Raw genomic sequence first — 18409 nt, forward strand, 5'->3', positions numbered from 1 at the left:
GGGTTTCTTTACAATCACTGTTACTTACATTCTAAAGCAAACAGTATTGTTGGTTGCAGTATAAGCTGCCTGTGTGCTGCGACGCACATCACCTGTCGCGCCTTGTCCATCATCCATTTTAGTATCCAACTCGGTTGCTGTCGCTAGGTCCAGCCCAGCATAGCAAACTGCCAAATTGAAACTTGCTTGACCGGTTGCAATATATACCTGTCCACCCCATTTATTCGATGGATAATTTGTTCCGGTGTAATTGCCTTTGATCAAACCATCGTTCATCAAGTCTTGAAATACATATGGGCGTTCTGCAGTTGAAATTTGCCCATTTGGCGTACCAGATGGCTTGCCATCTCCCGGAAGCACATTGTCATGCCTCTCTTGATAAGATGCTACAGCCGCGCTCCATTGTTGAACTTCAGATTGCGTAGCTTTGACTCTGGCGTTTTGAATCAATTCTTGCCCTTTCAAAACACCACCCAACAATAAGCCAATAATTACCAGTACGATAGCAATCTCAACCAGTGTGAAACCTTTTTGTGATTGCATTTTATTTGTTTGCGACATGTATCTTTCCTCACTTATTCTACAAACTTATATTTTAAGCTAATTTACGTAAATAATAACGTATTTTAATGAATATAGCGCTCTTAAATACAACTATTAAACACAAATATTTTGGCGCTTTCACCACCATCACTGCAGCGCCATGGGATTGTTTTCCAGAAAGGCTTTTTTAATATCGTAACCAGAAATGGTTTCAATCGAGTCATCAAAAAACGCTGTGGTACTGTTATTAAACCTTGCCGCCCAGTAAAGCGTATCTGTATCACAATTCTCACGCTCTTGAGTACTCAGCGAATTACAGTTAGAGATATAGCCATCTTTGTTGAAAGCAACCAACACTACTGATTGATTATCCGCAGCCATACTGGATGCTGCCGTACAATTATTAACAGTGGAATCACAAACGGAATAGTCACCCGTACTTGGCACCACCTGAGTAGGTAAAGTGTTTAGATCAAACTGCGGCAAGGCGGTTTTGGGTGCCGTTGGCGTATTGCAGAAATAGTTTGCTGCTCTTCCTGCTGGCGGCGATGCACTTTGCGCGCAAATATTACCCGATGCCGATTCTTGATTGACCGCATACCGAATAGGATTCCCCCATCCATCAGATACATTGGCTTTATTCAAGCCTAAATCAATATAGGGTAGGCGCCCGGCACTCGCAGTACACCTTGAACCGTTACGATTCTCTCTACCGTCTTGATTGGTGTCTGGACAAGGCAAATATTGATTCACCAATGCGTACGCTAACAAAGCCTGCTTAACCTGCTGTAAGTTTTGCTTTGAACTGCTATACTTCGCACTGTCTCGCTGGGTTTGTATCATTTTAAACCCACCAACACTCAAAATGCCGATAATCACCAGTACCAATGCCAACTCAACCAAGTTAAAACCAGATTGTTTGCGATATGATTGGCTGCAGCCCACGCTATCTCGATTCACTTTATTGCCCCCACTTCCAGCAAAGCTCGTTTAGCATCCAGCACTGTCATACTATCCAGAAAGTCTTGATTATCGCCCTTGGTTTCACTAAACACTTCATCACCATCGCAATTCTCTTTCTGGCGTGAACTATCTGCTTTTTGGCAATTATCCCAAGTTACCAACCCATCGGCACCGAAAGACGCCACCATATAAACCAATGCATTTTCTATTTCATTCCCAGACAAATCTTCCAACCACAGATTCTTGTGAGAGTTTGTACCGCTCCCAGCTTTATCCGACCCAATAGGTGGTGTTCCCAATTGCATATAAGGTGGTGCATTAAAGCTGGACACATCAATACTCCCTCCTGTTTTACATGCCGTACTGCAAACACTGTCACAGGCCTGACAGTAATAAACATGAGCACTCGCACAATAAGCCAACTTATTAGACACCGTTACTGCCCCCTGAGAACCAAACACACTGGAGGTTTGACACATATCGTTTACATATTTTTTATTTTCCGCTCTGGCGTTGACCTGATAGTAATAGGCATTTCCCCAAGCATCTTTTCCATCCACAGAAATATCTCGATAAGGCAAACTACCTGAACGACTTTTACAAACCGCCACGCCTGAGGTCACTTTTCTATTCTCTTTCCCATCACCATCGGTATCAGGGCAAGGTAAGTGCCGATTTACCTTTAAGTAAGTCAGCATTGCCTGATGGATATCTGACATAGCATTTGTCTGTTTTTGCTGCTTCTCAAGCAACGTGAGTGCGGAAGTAGACGTAAACATGCTGGTAAAGAAGATACCGACTAAAAGCAATGCCAAGGCAATCTCAATCAAAGAAAAACCTTTCATCAAGGAGTCATTCACAACCCTCATGGGCATACCGCCTGCCCACCAATAAATTGGTCTCGCCAATTGCTCCCTGCGGGATTACTGACAGCATTGTAGTCATTAAACCAGTGCGCAACACTTGGTGACAAATTGCACAAAGCAGATTTTTGCACCTTAATTCTGGCCGCCATCGCTGCTCTCCATTCATCAAAGGTAATTCCGACCACAATATCATTCACTGTCGGGCTGGTTTGCTGCCCAGAGAAGAAAAAGCGCGTACCCGATGCATTCCCATTATCTATTTTGTTACCAGAAGCATCAAAACGCATATCCAAATACTGGCCAACGACAGTTTTAGCATCACCAGCCTGAGTCCTGTCTTGCGATGTACCATCGGGAAAAGTTTGCGGCGCGCCTGGCGAAATAATCAATACAACATAATTTCCCGAACCATTGACCTGCAACCAAGGTAACGTATTAGCAGGCAATGCAGGTGGATTGCCCGAATCAACCCCCACAGAGGGCGTCATGGATGGATTTAAAGGGGCATAGCGATGTGTTGTCGTATTGTTGTAGTCGCCAGAGGCGTTAACAAATCGATCCGCCACCACATAATAAAATGATTTAGGAGAAACACCTTTTAAAAAGAAGTTGCGGGTTTTAAATTCTACCGGCAAGAAACCATAATCAAATCCGGTGGCATCATTACCAATCACTCTAGGATTACTACACGGGCTTTCCGCTCCGGACAAAGCACCATCTCCATCCATATCAGGACAAGGAAAGTAACCGGGAGACGGAATATTCGCAATCGAAGCATTGGTCACCGTGTTAGAAACAAGATCACTCTGAAACAGCTCCGGCTGAAAAACCGCATAATTTAAAAGCTGTTGCTTAACGCTATTCAGCTCTTGCAATGTTTTCTGCATTTCAGACTGGCGATGAGAAAAACTGTAATTCTTAGCATAGGTCCCAAAATAAGTCGCAGCCCCCAACACCAACAAAACCAGCATAAACATCAAGATAAAGCCGCTTTCAGCCCGACTTCTGCAATCCTTTTTCAACCTATTCAAAGCCATCAACAGGCTTCTCCTAAAATAGTACATTGATTCAATTATACGTGAGCGTACGCAAAACTGCCAAACAGACAAGCAAAGTAACTTCAACTTTTTTAAAGAGGTCAAAACTTTAAAGGGGTCAAAGCCCTTTTTGTGGATAACTTCCATCACAAAAGAGTACTGCGCCATTATATACTCTGCTCTGGGGACAGACCCCATTTATATAACTTTAACCAAAATAGAATTTTAGATACAAAAAACCCGCCGAAGCGGGGTTAAAATACCATTAGTTATAATTTTGTTTTCTACAAATTTTAAGTAACTATTTCGCCGCAAGAAAAGTTTAAAGGGCTCTGACCCCATTATACTGTTCAATTATACGTGAGCGTACGCAAAATTGCCAAACAGACAAGCAAAGTAACTTCAACTTTTTAAAGGGCTCTGACCCCATTATAAGAGGTTTAGACGCACACAAACAAAGTTATCCACAAAAAGGGCTTTGACCCCATTTATAAAGAGTCAAGTGCAACACTGAATAATAATATACAGTGTAAAAAAACCCCGCAAAAGCGGGGTTTTTACTCTAACGAATTGACTACCTAAGTAGTAATTGATTAGAACTTAGTAACGATACCAAGTGAGATCAAGCTAGTAGATTTACCGCCTGCAACACCTTTGTTCGCAAGGTTTTTGTCATAGCTCACATAATCAAGCATTGCAGTAGTAGATTTAGCTAGAGAGTAGTTCACACCTACACCGAATGCATTACCATCTTTCAAAGTTTTATCTTTGTAATCAAACATTGAGTATTTCAATTTAGGCATCAAAGCACCCATTTTGTAACCAACGTTGATCTGGATGTTAGAACCATTCAAGTTCTTACCGTTAACTGTGTTGTTGATTTCTTTATCAAAGTTTTGGTACATAGCGTTCGCCATCAAACCAGCAACAGTGTACTGAGCAACCAAACGAGTTTCTGTTGGTGAATCAGAACCATTTGTTACTTTGGTCATTTTCTTATCAAAACTATTGTAGGCTGCCGCTAGGTAAAGTCCTTTCTTTTTAGAACCATACATAGCTGCAATAGAGTATGCATTTGTTAAAGAGTTATCTTTATTACTAGCAGGAGCGGTACTATAATATGTAGTGTTTCCACCATCGTTGTTACCAGCTGACATGCCAGCAGCAATAAACTTAACACCATTAAAACTTGGAGAAACGTAGGCAAGAACGTTATCCGCACGCACTTCACCACCAGAGATACCTAGGCCACCAGCCATTGGCTTGTTATCACCATAGCCTTCTTTAGTTGCATCGTTAAATAAATCCGTACCTTGAATCATTTTGAAAGGTGTATCGTGACGACCCATCAACACTGTACCGAAACCACCTGCAAGACCAACGTATGCATTACGACCAGAAATTTTAGCTTTAGCGGTAGTTGTTGGATCTACACCAAACTCTAACTTATACACTGCTTTCAAACCATTTCCTAGGTCATTAGAACCTTTGATACCGAAACGTGAAGAGTGAGAGTTTACGGTAGTACCAGCATCCGTCAAGTTGTCGATAGACATGTAGATTTTACCGTAAACAGTAGGCGCGTCAGCCATAGCAACTGGCGCAGCGATAGCAGAAGCAACTGCTAGAGCGATAATGTTCTTTTTCATCATTTATACCCTATAAATAGTTAGTTAGTATGCCCACGTCACCGTGAACTTGAAAGCAACTATATTTAGTTTTATATGGTCATGCAACTTTTTTTAAGAAAAAAACAACAAAATTTAAAAGTGTAGTTTTTTTACAACACACAAACATAAAATCCTCCAACCATAAAGACTTCTTCACATTATTATTTATACACGCCTTAACAATAAATAAGCATCTTCTTAAATGCTTTTTTTTCAAGCTTTTTTTGCATTAATTTTTTTCATTTTTACACACAAAAAATTTTATCCATAAATTGATTTCTATCAGTTGCATTCATTTTTCATTTCCACTATATTTTGAGCTTAGCAGTGCAAAAAAAAACTATATATAGTAGAAATGCTCATTCAACACACAACAAAATAAAGCACTCTCTTAACAAGAAAAACTCACTCATTTTATTAACCTTCTGAATTTATTAAAGATTGTAGCTATGTCGAACGAAAATTTACTTGTCACCAAGCGCGACGGTTCAAAAGAACCGATTGATTTAGAAAAAATTCACCGTGTAATCACTTGGGCAGCGGAAGGGTTAGAAAACGTTTCCGTTTCAGAAGTTGAGTTAAAGTCTCATATACAATTTTATGACGGCATCAGCAGCTCAGATATTCACGAAACCATTATCAAGTCTGCAGCCGATCTTATTTCAGAAAGTTCACCAGACTATCAACACCTGGCAGCAAGGCTAGCAATCTTTCATCTTCGCAAGAAAGCATTCGAACGCTTCACCCCCCCAACATTGTTTGAACACGTCAACAAGATGGTACGCCGCGGCATGTACGATGTTCAGCTACTTGAAGATTTCACAAAAGCTGAATTTGATGAACTCGATGCTTATATCAAACACGAACGCGACATGGACTTTAGTTACGCAGCCGTTAAACAACTGGAAGGAAAATACCTAGTTCAGAACCGCGTAACAGGCCAAATCTTTGAAAGCCCGCAATTTATTTATATGTTAATCCCAATGAGTTTATTCGCACATTATTCAAATGATGCTGAAGAAGGTAAAACCCGACTGGATTACATCAAGCGCTTCTACGATGCTGCTTCAACCTTTAAACTATCTCTACCAACGCCTATTATGTCTGGTGTGCGCACACCGACACGACAATTCAGTTCTTGCGTCCTAATTGAGTGTGGGGACTCACTTGACTCCATTAACGCAACCTCTTCATCCATTGTTAAATATGTTTCTCAACGTGCCGGCATCGGGGTAAATGTTGGCCGCATTCGAGCTATTGGTTCAGAAATTCGCGGCGGTGAAGCTTACCACACAGGGATGATACCGTTCATCAAACACTTTCAGACTGCCGTCAAATCCTGTTCACAAGGTGGCGTACGCGGAGGTGCTGCAACATTATTCTTCCCTATCTGGCATCTAGAAATTGAATCCTTGGTTGTATTGAAAAACAACCGAGGTGTTGAAGAAAATAGAGCTCGCCATTTGGATTATGGCGTACAAATGAACAAACTAATGTATCAGCGCATGATTGAAGGCGGTGAAATCACTTTATTCAGCCCGTCAGACGCTCCTGGTTTATATGACGCTTTTTTTAACGATCAGGATGAATTTGAGCGCCTGTATAAAATCTACGAAGCAGATGAAAAAATTCGCAAGAAAAAAGTAAAAGCACTAGACCTATTAACAACAGTCGCTCAAGAACGTGCTCAAACAGGACGAATCTACATTCAAAACGTGGACCATTCCAATACACACAGCTCCTTTGATGCTAAAAAAGCGCCGATCCATCAATCCAACCTGTGCTTGGAAATTACACTACCGACCAAACCGCTAAACACTGCAGATGATCCTAATGGTGAAATTGCACTATGTACACTATCTGCTTTTAACCTAGGCGCAATTGCAAATTTGGATGAGCTGGAAGAATTATCAGATTTGATTGTTCGTGCTCTTGATAGCTTGCTTGATTATCAAGACTATCCAGTCGTTGCCGCAGAACACGCAAGCCTTGGCCGCAGAACGCTTGGGGTTGGGGTAACAAATCTTGCCTACTACCTAGCGAAAAACCACGTGAAATACTCCAATGGTTCGGCAAACACCTTGGTTCACAAAACGTTTGAAGCCATTCAATATTATTTGCTAAAAGCTTCTCTAGGTTTAGCAAAAGAAATGGGAAAATGCAGCCAGTTTGAAGACACTAAATATGCTCAAGGCATTTTACCCATTGACACTTACAAATCAGACTTAGATGAAGTTTGTAACGAAAAACTTCATTATGATTGGGAAGCGTTACGCGAAGAAATCAAAACTCATGGATTGCGAAACTCAACCTTAACCGCACTAATGCCTTGTGAAACCTCCTCACAGATTACAAACTCAACAAACGGCATTGAACCGCCTCGTGGCTATGTTTCCGTTAAAGCATCAAAAGACGGCATCTTAAAGCAAGTTGTTCCAGGCTTTAAAGAACATAAAAATGATTATGAGCTTTTATGGCAAATTCCGGACAACAAAGGCTACTTACAACTTGTTGGGATTATGCAGAAGTTCGTTGACCAAGCCATTTCGGCTAACACCAACTACGATCCTGCCAAGTTTGAAGAAGACAAGGTTCCAATCAAAGTCGTATTGCAAGATATCTTATATGCCTACAAAATGGGGCTTAAAACACTTTACTACCATAATACTCGTGATGGCGCCAAAGACGCCGAGGAAGATGATGGATGCGCAGGCGGCGCATGCAAACTCTAACGTTTGCACTAATAAAAAAGGGCGATATCGCCCTTTTTTATTGCCTACAAAATACTCCACAGAAGGGTTACAACTGAAGAAGTCCAATATAATTGAAGCAATTTCAACCGCTAGCTCCAACAGCTACAACCTACTTTCTAGACACGTCAAATTCATTCGCATCACCCGATTAACAGCTTTTGTAAAACATTTTCTTTAGATACTTTTTCCACAACTGAAAAACATCAACTGCTACCATCTAAACACATTCAGAACTTGTTTTTTGAGGGCTGAAGGTGATTTGGTCATAGAATATGCTCCGTTAAATCTCACCCCCAACCTGTCAGATTTTAGGCATAAAAAAAGCGGGCAATGCCCGCTTTTACTAACTAACTATTAAGTACAAACTTATAGATCAAATGACTTTGTAATACCAAAAATCAAGTTCTCATCTGTCTGAGTTTTCTTTTGTTGCTTGTTAACATAAGTAATTGTACCGTCAAGCCCTTTTGCCAATTCTGTTGAGTAACCAACATCAAACCAAGTATGGTCTGTGTTCTTACCAAGCATATCATCACCCATACCATAAGTAGCTGATAAGCCACCAATAGAATAACCAACAGTATATACATTATAAGAAACAGACTTACCAGTTGTAGAAGTCTTAGCATGCGTACCAGTAGCCAAACCTAAAGAAAATCCTTTGTAACCTAAATCCAAAGAACCTTCAGTGTACTGTGAGTCGAATGCATTAGTATCACCCTTACCTGAATCACGAGTGTAGTTATATGTAGTTAGGTTTACACCAACATCTACACCACTAAAAGTACCAGACCAACCACCGTAAACATCCACTTCAAGACCTTGGCTGTTACCAGAACTGTTCGGCAAACTAGAACCCCAAGTTCCTACAGAGAAACCGTTACCGAAATCATAATCCAAACCACCTTGAGCAGCTGCAGTTCCAGTTTGCTGAATACCTCTGAAGTAGTAAGAAGAAACGATACCCATATTAGCAGAAGCACCTGCTTGTGAAGTAGCTGGAGCTAGAGCTGCAACTGTTGAACCTGCTACAGCCATTGCCATAACCAATGATTTTAATTGTGCTGTTTTTTTCATTTTGCTTCCTTATTTTTTGATAAGTTAATCATAAACTCATACACCACTAAGAAATCAAGATGCCAATTGTTACAATTAATTTAAATTTCAATAACTTAATGATTTATTACCTAAAAAACACAAGCTTTAAACACAATCATAAATTCCAACTTGGACATATGGCAATCCATATTGGTGCAACACTTTCTCAATTATTTCAGATACAAAAAAACCCGCATACAGCGGGTTTCTTGTAAAACGAAAATGATATTAACGTTTTGAGAATTGTGGGCGACGACGAGCTTTGCGCAAACCAACTTTTTTACGCTCAACACGACGAGCATCACGAGTCAACAATCCACGTTGACGCAACGCAGAACGGTTACCCTCTTCATAACTAACCAAAGCACGAGCAATTCCGTGACGAACCGCACCAGCTTGTCCAGTTGTTCCACCACCTGTCACTGTTACATAAACATCAAACTTATCAATGTTATCCGTTGCAGCCAAAGGTTGGTTGATAACCATCAAATCGGTATCACGAGCAAAATACTCATTGATATCACGACCGTTAACTGTCATTTTCCCTGAACCAGCACGCAAGAATACACGAGCGACTGAGCTTTTACGACGACCTGTTCCGTAATATTGTTCTGTTGCCATTATGCTTTCCTTCTTAGATATCTAGTGCTGTAGGTTGTTGAGCAGTATGAGGATGATCAACACCCGCATAAACTTTCAATTTTTTCATCATCGCACGACCCAAAGGACCACGAGGCAACATACCTTTTACTGCCAACTCGATTGGACGAGCAGGTTTTTCAGTTACCAACTTCTGGAAGTTAGTTGATTTTAGGTTACCAACATAACCAGTCACATGGTGATACATTTTATCTGTACGCTTATTACCAGTAACAGCAACTTTGTCCGCATTGATAACAACAATATAGTCACCACAATCTACATGAGGTGTATATTCTGGCTTATGCTTTCCACGCAAACGCGCAGCAATTTCAGAAGCCATACGACCTAGGGTCTTACCTTCTGCATCAATAACGTACCAGTCACGTTTTACTTCTGCTGGTTTTGCAACAAATGTTTTCATAACTTTGTCCTAAAATATGATTGTAATCCAAATTAACCGTCAAGGTTTTCACCTCAACGAAACACTTACTGTTTAACGGGCAATAAGGGTAAGGATTAAAGAAGTGGAATTTTATGGATTATTGAGACAATGTCAAGCTGTAATTCATTTGATTTCATTAAAGATTTAACTTTTTCGCTCTAAAAGGAACATTGTGAAGATTCTTTTTCTAAAAACTCAATCAAACCTTTTTCAATTCTCCTAAATTCCTTGACTAGATTTTTACCTTTTTCAGTCAACTGTGTGCCGCCACCCGACTTACCACCTTGCTCTTTAATAACTAAAGGTTCATCAAAAAACTGATTCATTTCCTCAATAAGACGCCATGCCTTTTTATATGACATCTGCATATCTTTTGCAGCAGCGTTAATTGACCCCAACTGCTGTATTTTTTCTAACAAGGTTATTCTGCCAATACCGACATAAGCGTCATCATTTCCAGTCAACCAAAATCGAGCTGAAATTTTATTCGAGTAACGTTCTCCAGGCATAACCTATCCTTTTTGTTTTATTCAAGATTAATGAGACACTCTATTATAAAGTCTAAATAATGACTCGTCAGATGTTTGCATCGCTGAAGCTTATACTTGACACACTGTTCAGAACAGTCGCATTTTCACTTTTTCAAAACAAAATTACCCTTTAAAAAAAAAGGGATTTGCAATTCCATTAAAAATTAATGAAAATGTGAGCCACGTTGTGTAAAGAAATGACTTAACCTATTACACATTGCGATATTGTTGCCAACACCGAGTAGTGCATGATACAAAGCCAAAAGAAAACGCTCTATAACGACCGTTTTATCAAATATGGAAAATACGTCATTCTGATTTTTGTCATTTCATTACTGACACTGGCAACCTTTCTTTTCCAAAAAACAAACCAGATTAAGCACAGGGACTTGATCCTTAACAACACTATTGAATTGATTGGTGAAGAAATCGATTTTTCAAAATCGGTTATTTTCTTTTCTGAAGACCATCAACTTGACTCTCAGGCGCTCACAAAACACACTCTAAATATCCAAAAGCTTCTCACGGAGATTCAGTCACACGACCACGATACGCCACAAATCAACAATGCGCTTTTCAAATTGGAACAAACCGTAAATTCACTTAAGGAGTTTATGTCAGAGTTCAATCTTTTATTTCGCCAAATCTCTCAAAGCCGCATTCAATTCCAAAGAGAGCTTGAACAATGTCAGGATCATTTAAGCACCAGCACTCAGCGCAATGCTTTATCAGATTTAATCCATGCGAACCAGCTGTCGCTATTAGCTATCAAAACAGACACTATTGACCACTTTGAGAACACTACAAACCGATTTGAAAACACTGTCACGATTGATGCCTGCAAACCTTTAATCTTCCAGAGCAGACAGCTCATTGATCTACAACAAAGACTGTCCGGTGTTTACCATCAAATTATTGACCTGCCACTTAAAGAAAATATTTTAAGTGTTCATGCACTTTATCAGACTGAAACTAATAACGATGTTAAGCTGAGCTTCTGGTACAACCTGACATTGGTCATTATCAGCTTGTTGTTCCTGACTTTTATTTCTCTGTCTTTGTACAGACTATTTCATGTGAATAAAAACTTAGTCATAACGCTTGAAGACTTAGAACAACAAAAGAACATTTATCATGCGTTAAGCGAAGCCAACCATGCCGCTTCAGCTTTAGCGACTAAAGAAGAAATTTACCAAACAATTACCGACATCATTATTCGCTATATCCGTATTCCATCATGTTGGGTTGCGGTTAAACAGCTCAACAGTAACTGGGTGAATCCGGTTGCCATGTCTGGTATTGGCCAAGAAGTTTTGAGCAATATTCAAGTTTCCGTCGACCCAAACATTCCAGAGGGTCAAGGTGCTGTTGGCATTGCCTATCGCACTAAAAAAGCTGTGATACAAAATGACTATTCACTCACTGAAAGTTCCAGACCATGGTTTAGTGAAGCCATGAAATGGGGCATCCATTCTCTTGCCGCGTTTCCGATTATGCGAGGCAAAGATGTGGAAGCAATTATTGTTTTCTATGCGCTGAAACCCAACTTTTTCAACAAAAAAGTCGTTAAGATCATTCAGGAGCTGATTGATGAAGTCAGCCTGGCGCTTGAACGTTTAAGATTTAGAGAAGCTGAACAAGCACACCAAACCTCTCAGAATATTTCCGCTATTGCATTCGAATCTCAGGAATCCATTATTATTACCGATAAAGACGCCAAGATTCTAAAAACAAACCAAGCATTCACGGAAATGACTGGCTATACCGAAAGTGAGGTTTTTGGTCGTCGTCCCGATATGCTTAGATCGAGCAAGCACCCATTGTCTTTTTACGATGACATATGGAAGACCGTTACCAAAACTGGTCGCTGGAACGGTGAGACTTGGAGTCGCCGTAAAGATGGCACAGAGTATCAGGTCTATCAAACCATCACCGCTGTTTTCGACGATAATCAGAAAATAACAAACTATATTCTACATCGCATCGACATCACACAAAGTAAACAAGCAGAATCCGAAATTTCGTACTTGAAAAACCATGACGATCTAACAGGGTTGGCGAATCGCTCATTCCTTAAACAAAAAATCGAACAGTTCTTACTGCAAGAACAGCAAGCCAATGTCTCTTTTAACGTCATCTTGGTCATTGTGAACATTAAGCGTTTCAAAACTCTGAATGAAACGCTAGGGCATTTAGCAGGTGATGAAATTCTAATTGAAACAGCAAACCGCTTGAAGAACATTCAACTCAAAGACTCCATCAACACCTCTATCAGCCGTATCGGTAGTGATGAATTCACCATTTTATGCCAACTCAACAACAGCAAGACAGTCAGCCTTAACCAACAGGTCAATCACATCATGAATGCGATTAACCAGCGGTTTGAGCTGCCATTCCAACTGGCTAACGAACAAGTAAACATCCAAATCTCTTTGGGCGTGACCCTCTTCGACACCCAAAGCCAGAACACGCCTGAAGAAATCATTCAGCAAGCACTGACCGCCCTTAACCGTGCCCGAAAAAACGATCAAAATAACTTTGAATTCTATCAAAGAGAAATGCAGGAACGAGCCATTCAAGAACGTAACCTTGAAATTGACTTAGCGCGCGCTTTAGAAAAAGAAGAGTTCGTACTTTACTATCAACCTCAGATCGAACTCAAAACAGGGCGAGTCATCGGTGCAGAAGTATTAGTACGTTGGCAAAAAGAAGATGGCTCTCTAATTCCGCCGCTTGAATTCATCCCAACATTGGAAAGTTCAAACCTAATCATTCCACTGGGCCATTGGCTTATTCAGCAAGCGCTTTCAGATGTGCAACCTTTCCAAGAGCAGTTTAAAGAACCCTTATTAATCGCGGTGAATTTATCTGCGTTGCAGTTCAAAGACCCCAACCTGGCAGATTTTATACAAGATACCATCAAGCGAAACAACTGCCATCCAGAGTGCTTGGAACTAGAAGTGACCGAAAGTATCCTGATGGAAAATCACACTGCTGTCACCGAGATTTTAGAAAAGCTTTCGAAGAACGGTACCAAAATCGCGATTGACGACTTCGGTACAGGCTATTCCTCTTTGGCTTACATCAAGCACTTCCCGGTCAACAAGCTAAAGATCGATAAGTCATTCATTGATGATATTGAAAAACCCAAAGATCTCGCAATCGTTCGCTCCATCATTGAGATGGCAAACGCCATGAACATCCGTTCTATTGCCGAAGGGGTTGAAACCATCACTCAAAAAGAAATGTTAGAGCAATTAAACTGCCAGGAAGTTCAGGGGTTCTACTATAGCCAACCCCTACCATTCAATGACTTCATTGAATACGCTCTAAACAATCAAGAATGTACTCTCAGCTGATCGGAATAAGATGAAGCCCCGCATTGCCGTCAACTTAATTTCCGGCGCTCTGGGTTCAGGGAAAACCACCTTTGTTCGCCATCTGGTATCACAAAAACCGCCAGAAGAACGTTGGGCACTACTGATCAATGAATTCGGCGTTGTAGGCATAGACGGTGCCATTCTGGCGCCTGAAAGCCTTGCCGATGCCAAAGTATCTACACATGAAATCCCTGGTGGCTGCATTTGCTGTACCGCCAAAGGAGAGCTCAAACAAAACCTAGTAGACATCGCCAAAAAACTCCGGCCAGATCGTTTGATCATCGAACCGACGGGGCTAGGCGAACCCGAAACTGTCGTAGATGTGCTCAAGTCGTTAGAATGTGCACCACTTTTTGACATTCAAACCCTTTTCTCGGTGTTTGACGCCAGCCGCCTTACCGTAGAAGACTTTCGCGACAAAGCCATTTTCCAAAGCCTATTGAACATGGCGGACATTATTCTGTTGAATAAAGCAGATCTTGCAGAAACCTCTCAAGTAGAAGCTTTAGAAGCATATTGCCGAGACCATATATTTCCCAGCAAACGCAGCATACTGAAAACCAAAAATGCCGAGGTGGATATTGCCGAAATCTACGGTGAACACTTCATCTCAGAGCACTTTCGTTTTTCACTACAAACCGAAACAGCAAACAACTATCCACTGCTGATTGAAAACGCTGCCCCTTCAATTCACACCCTGCCTTTTGAACCTATCAATATAGAAGGTGTCATTGAGCGTGCTTACCAAAAAAACCCGCATGCACAATCGATTGGCTGGATATTTGATGCCAGCTTGGTGTTTGACTGGAAAAAGGTTTTTGATTTGTTTGAGCAGTTTCAACACACACCTTCAGTGTTGAGGGCAAAGGGCATTTTCCGAGTGGGCAATCCCCGTATGCTATTTCAATACGTGTCTCAAACGGCTACTAGAGAAATCATTGCTTACCGAAAAGATAGCCGAATAGAACTGTTACTTGCAGAAGATGCCGAGTTTGACTTTCAAGCTTTCGAGCGCGCGCTCGACTCCGCTATCAAATTCCGTTAATCAATAAAAATCTGCCAGGTTGGGGTAGATTGAAAATGCCAATAAAAAAGCCCGTGACCATTTGGTGACGGGCTTTTTTTGTTTCAACAGTGCTTATGTTTATTTTTCTGGGCGAGGCAAACCGCCTTCTGTGTACTTCACACCGCTGTGCCATTGCCAGATGAAATACAACAATGGAATCACCAGCAAGGTCAATACTGTGGAAGAAAGCGTTCCAAAAATCAACGAAACTGCCAATCCACCGAATACCGGATCCGTAATCATAATCATAGACCCGAACATAATCGCCAACGCTGTTAACAGAATAGGTCTGAAACGCACCTTACCTGCTTGAATGACTGCATCGTGAAGACTATAACCTTCACGGCGATATTCCAGTATAAAATCGATCAACAGCAAGGAGTTTCGCACCACTATCCCAGCGAGGGCAATGACCCCAATCATGGAGGTTGCCGTAAACGCCTGACCTGTCAACCAGTGCCCTGGGAAAACCCCAATCATCGTTAACGGAATCGCACCCATAACGATGACAGGCATCATAAATGAGCGGTAATAACCTACCAGAATCAAGTAGATAAAGATCAATGCCACGATAAATGCACTTCCCATATCTCGGAATACATCCAACGTCAAACGCATCTCACCACCCCACAATAGGGTGTAACTCATCACATCTTTTGGCTGGGCATTGATAAAGCCAAGGTTACCCGTATGGAAAGTCACACCAGAACCAGGCAACTTCACACCATCCAGCATTTTATCCAGCGTCAAAACTGCATAAACCGGGCTGGATTGTAACAACTCTCCACCAACCATCACCATCTGATGTTGATCACGCCCCATAATCGGCTTGGCTTTCTCAACTTTTTTAATCGTCGCGAATGCGGAAATAGGCACTGATTCCCCAGAGCGAGAAGTCACCATCAATGACAACAACTGCTGTGGCACCGTTCTTTCTGAACGTGGCAATCGCACAATGATATTCACTGGCTCACGCACATTATCCAAGTGCATATAACCCAACTCGAACCCGTTGATATAATCACGCAGCATCTTAGAAACCTTCGCTGGCACCACCCCCAACAAATTTGCTTGCGTACGATCAATGTTGATTTCATAGCTTTGCGTGGTCGCCGTTACCGTGTCATCAATATTGATCATCCCGTAAACATGATGCATTTTGGCATTGATTTCTTTCGCCGCTTCACGCAACTTATCGTAATCAGGCCCATAAAGTTCAGCCAAAATTTGTGTCGTCACCGGCGGCCCCGGAGGCGTTTCATAAATCTTGATATTCGCTGAAGGGAAGCTGACTCGAACTGACTTCAATGCTTTGTTGAAAGATTGGACAATCTCATGTGACGATTGGTCACGGTCATGCTTATTGACCAGATTCACACGAATCTGCGCAAAATTAGCGCCCTTCTTAATCAAGTCACCACGAACCAGTGCCGCAAAATCAATTGGCGCATGTTCACCAAGATACACGCTATAGTCAGTCACAAAAGGCGTATGCCTCAAAACTTCGCCGACACGACGCACCACGATATCCGTAGCCTCAAGTGCCGTGCCCTCTGGCACATCCACTTGCACAAGAAAAGTACTGGTATTGTCATAAGGCAACATCTTCACCTCAACGCCACCAGCATGAAGTGGATGGTTCATCCCATCTGAACGGATGAACTGTAACGCAGGCTGAATCATCGCCGCAATTAACGACACCAATACCGCTGCTAAGAACACATTGCGCTTAGTACGACTATCCAGTAAAGGAACAATCGTCTTACCATAAAGCTTTTGCATCCAGTCTTCTTGATGCACATGATGCGATTCCGTACTTTCACGAGCTTGCATCTCGGCGATAGCGCTCTTTCCTAAGAAACGGTAAGAAGCATAAGGCACTAAAATATAGGCAATGACCAAAGAAGCAATCATCGCCACAGGCACGTTAAACGGAATTGGCGCCATGAACGGCCCCATCATCCCGGTTACGAACAACATTGGAATAAAGGCCAAGATTACCGCAAAGGTTGCAACGTTAGTTGGATTCCCGATTTCATTGGTGGCACGAATCAATACTTGATCAAACTCCTTCGGGTCAAAGCCATGATGAATATGCCGGTGAATATTCTCTATGACCACGATGGCGGCATCCACCAATAACCCCAACGAAAGGATCAAGGCGAACAATGTAATACGGTTAATGGTCTGCCCGGAAACATAACCCACAAACAGCACCACAAACAGAATCAAAGGCACCGTCAAGGTAACGATTCCAGCTTCGCGCCATCCTAAGAAAATAATCAAAATGACCACAACGGAACCTACAGCAATCGCCAAATGTTCCATCAACAAGTTAACAGCAGCATTCGCTTTTTTACCGTCATCTCGAGTGATATCTACATGAACATTGGCTGGCAATACACTTTTCTTAAGTTCGGCAAGCTTGGCTTGCACCGCGTCCGCCACGGTTACCGCATTGGTTCCCGGTTTTTTGGCAATCGTAATGGTTACCGCTGGTTTTTCGACATTCGCATACTTAGGCGATGCCATACCATAACCGATACGAGTATCCGTATCGGTTTCCATCGGACCGTCGGTAATTTTGGCAATATCCTTCAAATAAATAGGTTGTCCTTTGACAATACCGATAATGATATTACCCACTTGCTGAGCATTGCCAAGGTAGCCATTCACTCTGACAGGATAGGTTTTATTGTTGTTGACAAGACTGCCGACAGGTAATGAAACGTTATTACCCGTCAGCATTTTACTGATTTGCTCTAGAGACAATCCCGTTAATGAAATCTTTTGAGCGTCTAACAACACATTAATGGCGCGTGTTTTCCCACCCACAACATTGGTGAAAGATACGCCTGGAATATTGCGAAGGTTTTCGACCAACTTCAAAGACACATCACGTAAGTCATAGCCGGACAAATCATTCGACGTAATTGCCAATGTCATAATTGGCACATCATCGACATTAATTGGTTTGATAATCGGCTGCTGGGTATCCGGCGGCATCTTATCCATGTTTTGCATAACCTGGTTATAGAGTTTAACCAAGCTTGAGACCTGATTCTCTCCCACCTTGAACTGTACCGTGACCACACCATAATCTTCACTGGCATAACCGAAAGTATGATCAACCCCCGGCAAAGCACCCAATATGGTTTCCAAGGGTTTAACCACCATATTTTGCACTTCTTCCGGCGTCGCCCCACCTTTTGGCACAATGATATTTGCAGCAGGTACCACAATTTGAGGGTTATATTCTCTCGGGGTAATTAAATACGCCAACACCCCCGCCAACATGATGGCAATCATAATCATCATGGTGATTTTTGAGTGAATAAATATCTTGGCAAGTTTCCCTGCCATATTTAACGGCGCCTCGCTATGGGTCTGTTCAATTTTTTGTTGTTCTGACATGACTC

General features: G+C 41.7%; 13 protein-coding genes. 3 read left to right on the top strand and 10 right to left on the bottom strand.

The features are described from left to right. Positions 1-24 precede the first annotated feature (24 nt). The 5 genes from HVMH_RS09725 to HVMH_RS09745 form a co-directional block, all read right to left on the bottom strand. On the bottom strand, positions 25-561 hold the full coding sequence (locus tag HVMH_RS09725; protein WP_051623138.1) for a type II secretion system protein: 537 nt from the start codon (positions 559-561) through the stop codon (positions 25-27). A 129-nt stretch (positions 562-690) separates the two neighbouring features. Beyond that, positions 691-1503, bottom strand: a complete 813-nt coding sequence (locus HVMH_RS09730; protein WP_081822768.1) for a type II secretion system protein — start codon at positions 1501-1503, stop codon at positions 691-693. Next, entirely contained in the window at positions 1500-2351 is an 852-nt protein-coding gene (locus HVMH_RS09735; RefSeq protein ID WP_155837697.1) for a hypothetical protein, read from the bottom strand. Before HVMH_RS09735 ends, HVMH_RS09730 begins: the two co-directional genes overlap by 4 nt. 20 nt (positions 2352-2371) lie before the next feature. Next, positions 2372-3409 carry a hypothetical protein gene (locus HVMH_RS09740; protein WP_155837696.1) on the bottom strand — a complete coding sequence of 346 codons (1038 nt, stop codon included), beginning with the start codon at positions 3407-3409 and terminating at the stop codon, positions 2372-2374. A 593-nt stretch (positions 3410-4002) separates the two neighbouring features. Then, the gene (locus HVMH_RS09745) at positions 4003-5061 is read right to left on the bottom strand and encodes a porin (protein ID WP_051623136.1); all 1059 of its coding nucleotides are present in this window, start codon (positions 5059-5061) and stop codon (positions 4003-4005) included. 467 nt (positions 5062-5528) lie between these two features. Here HVMH_RS09745 and nrdA point away from each other — a divergent pair, with 467 nt between their 5' ends. Then, a complete protein-coding gene (nrdA, locus tag HVMH_RS09750) occupies positions 5529-7811 on the top strand; it encodes a class 1a ribonucleoside-diphosphate reductase subunit alpha (RefSeq protein WP_029912706.1) in 2283 nt (760 codons plus the stop codon). Positions 7812-8198: 387 nt separating this feature from the next. Here the strand turns inward: nrdA and HVMH_RS09755 are convergent, their stop codons facing one another. The 4 genes from HVMH_RS09755 to HVMH_RS09770 form a co-directional block, all read right to left on the bottom strand. Beyond that, the gene (locus tag HVMH_RS09755; RefSeq protein WP_051623135.1) at positions 8199-8909 is read right to left on the bottom strand and encodes a TorF family putative porin; all 711 of its coding nucleotides are present in this window, start codon (positions 8907-8909) and stop codon (positions 8199-8201) included. A 249-nt stretch (positions 8910-9158) separates the two neighbouring features. Beyond that, on the bottom strand, positions 9159-9551 hold the full coding sequence (gene rpsI, locus HVMH_RS09760; protein ID WP_029912702.1) for a 30S ribosomal protein S9: 393 nt from the start codon (positions 9549-9551) through the stop codon (positions 9159-9161). Positions 9552-9564: 13 nt separating this feature from the next. Beyond that, positions 9565-9993: a 50S ribosomal protein L13 gene (gene rplM, locus HVMH_RS09765; RefSeq protein WP_029912699.1), complete on the bottom strand. Its 429-nt coding sequence runs from the start codon at positions 9991-9993 to the stop codon at positions 9565-9567. 179 nt (positions 9994-10172) lie between these two features. Beyond that, on the bottom strand, positions 10173-10523 hold the full coding sequence (locus HVMH_RS09770) for a winged helix-turn-helix domain-containing protein (RefSeq protein WP_029912696.1): 351 nt from the start codon (positions 10521-10523) through the stop codon (positions 10173-10175). 269 nt (positions 10524-10792) lie between these two features. Here HVMH_RS09770 and HVMH_RS09775 point away from each other — a divergent pair, with 269 nt between their 5' ends. Both HVMH_RS09775 and HVMH_RS09780 read left to right on the top strand, forming a co-directional pair. Next, positions 10793-13903 carry a bifunctional diguanylate cyclase/phosphodiesterase gene (locus HVMH_RS09775; RefSeq protein WP_029912693.1) on the top strand — a complete coding sequence of 1037 codons (3111 nt, stop codon included), beginning with the start codon at positions 10793-10795 and terminating at the stop codon, positions 13901-13903. Positions 13904-13913: 10 nt separating this feature from the next. Continuing rightward, a complete protein-coding gene (locus tag HVMH_RS09780) occupies positions 13914-14969 on the top strand; it encodes a CobW family GTP-binding protein (protein WP_051623133.1) in 1056 nt (351 codons plus the stop codon). A 99-nt stretch (positions 14970-15068) separates the two neighbouring features. Here HVMH_RS09780 and HVMH_RS09785 read toward each other — a convergent pair whose 3' ends face one another. After that, entirely contained in the window at positions 15069-18404 is a 3336-nt protein-coding gene (locus HVMH_RS09785) for an efflux RND transporter permease subunit (RefSeq protein WP_051623132.1), read from the bottom strand. Positions 18405-18409: the final 5 nt, after the last annotated feature.

This window comes from Hydrogenovibrio marinus (genome assembly GCF_013340845.1).
In the GTDB taxonomy this organism is placed as follows: domain Bacteria; phylum Pseudomonadota; class Gammaproteobacteria; order Thiomicrospirales; family Thiomicrospiraceae; genus Hydrogenovibrio; species Hydrogenovibrio marinus.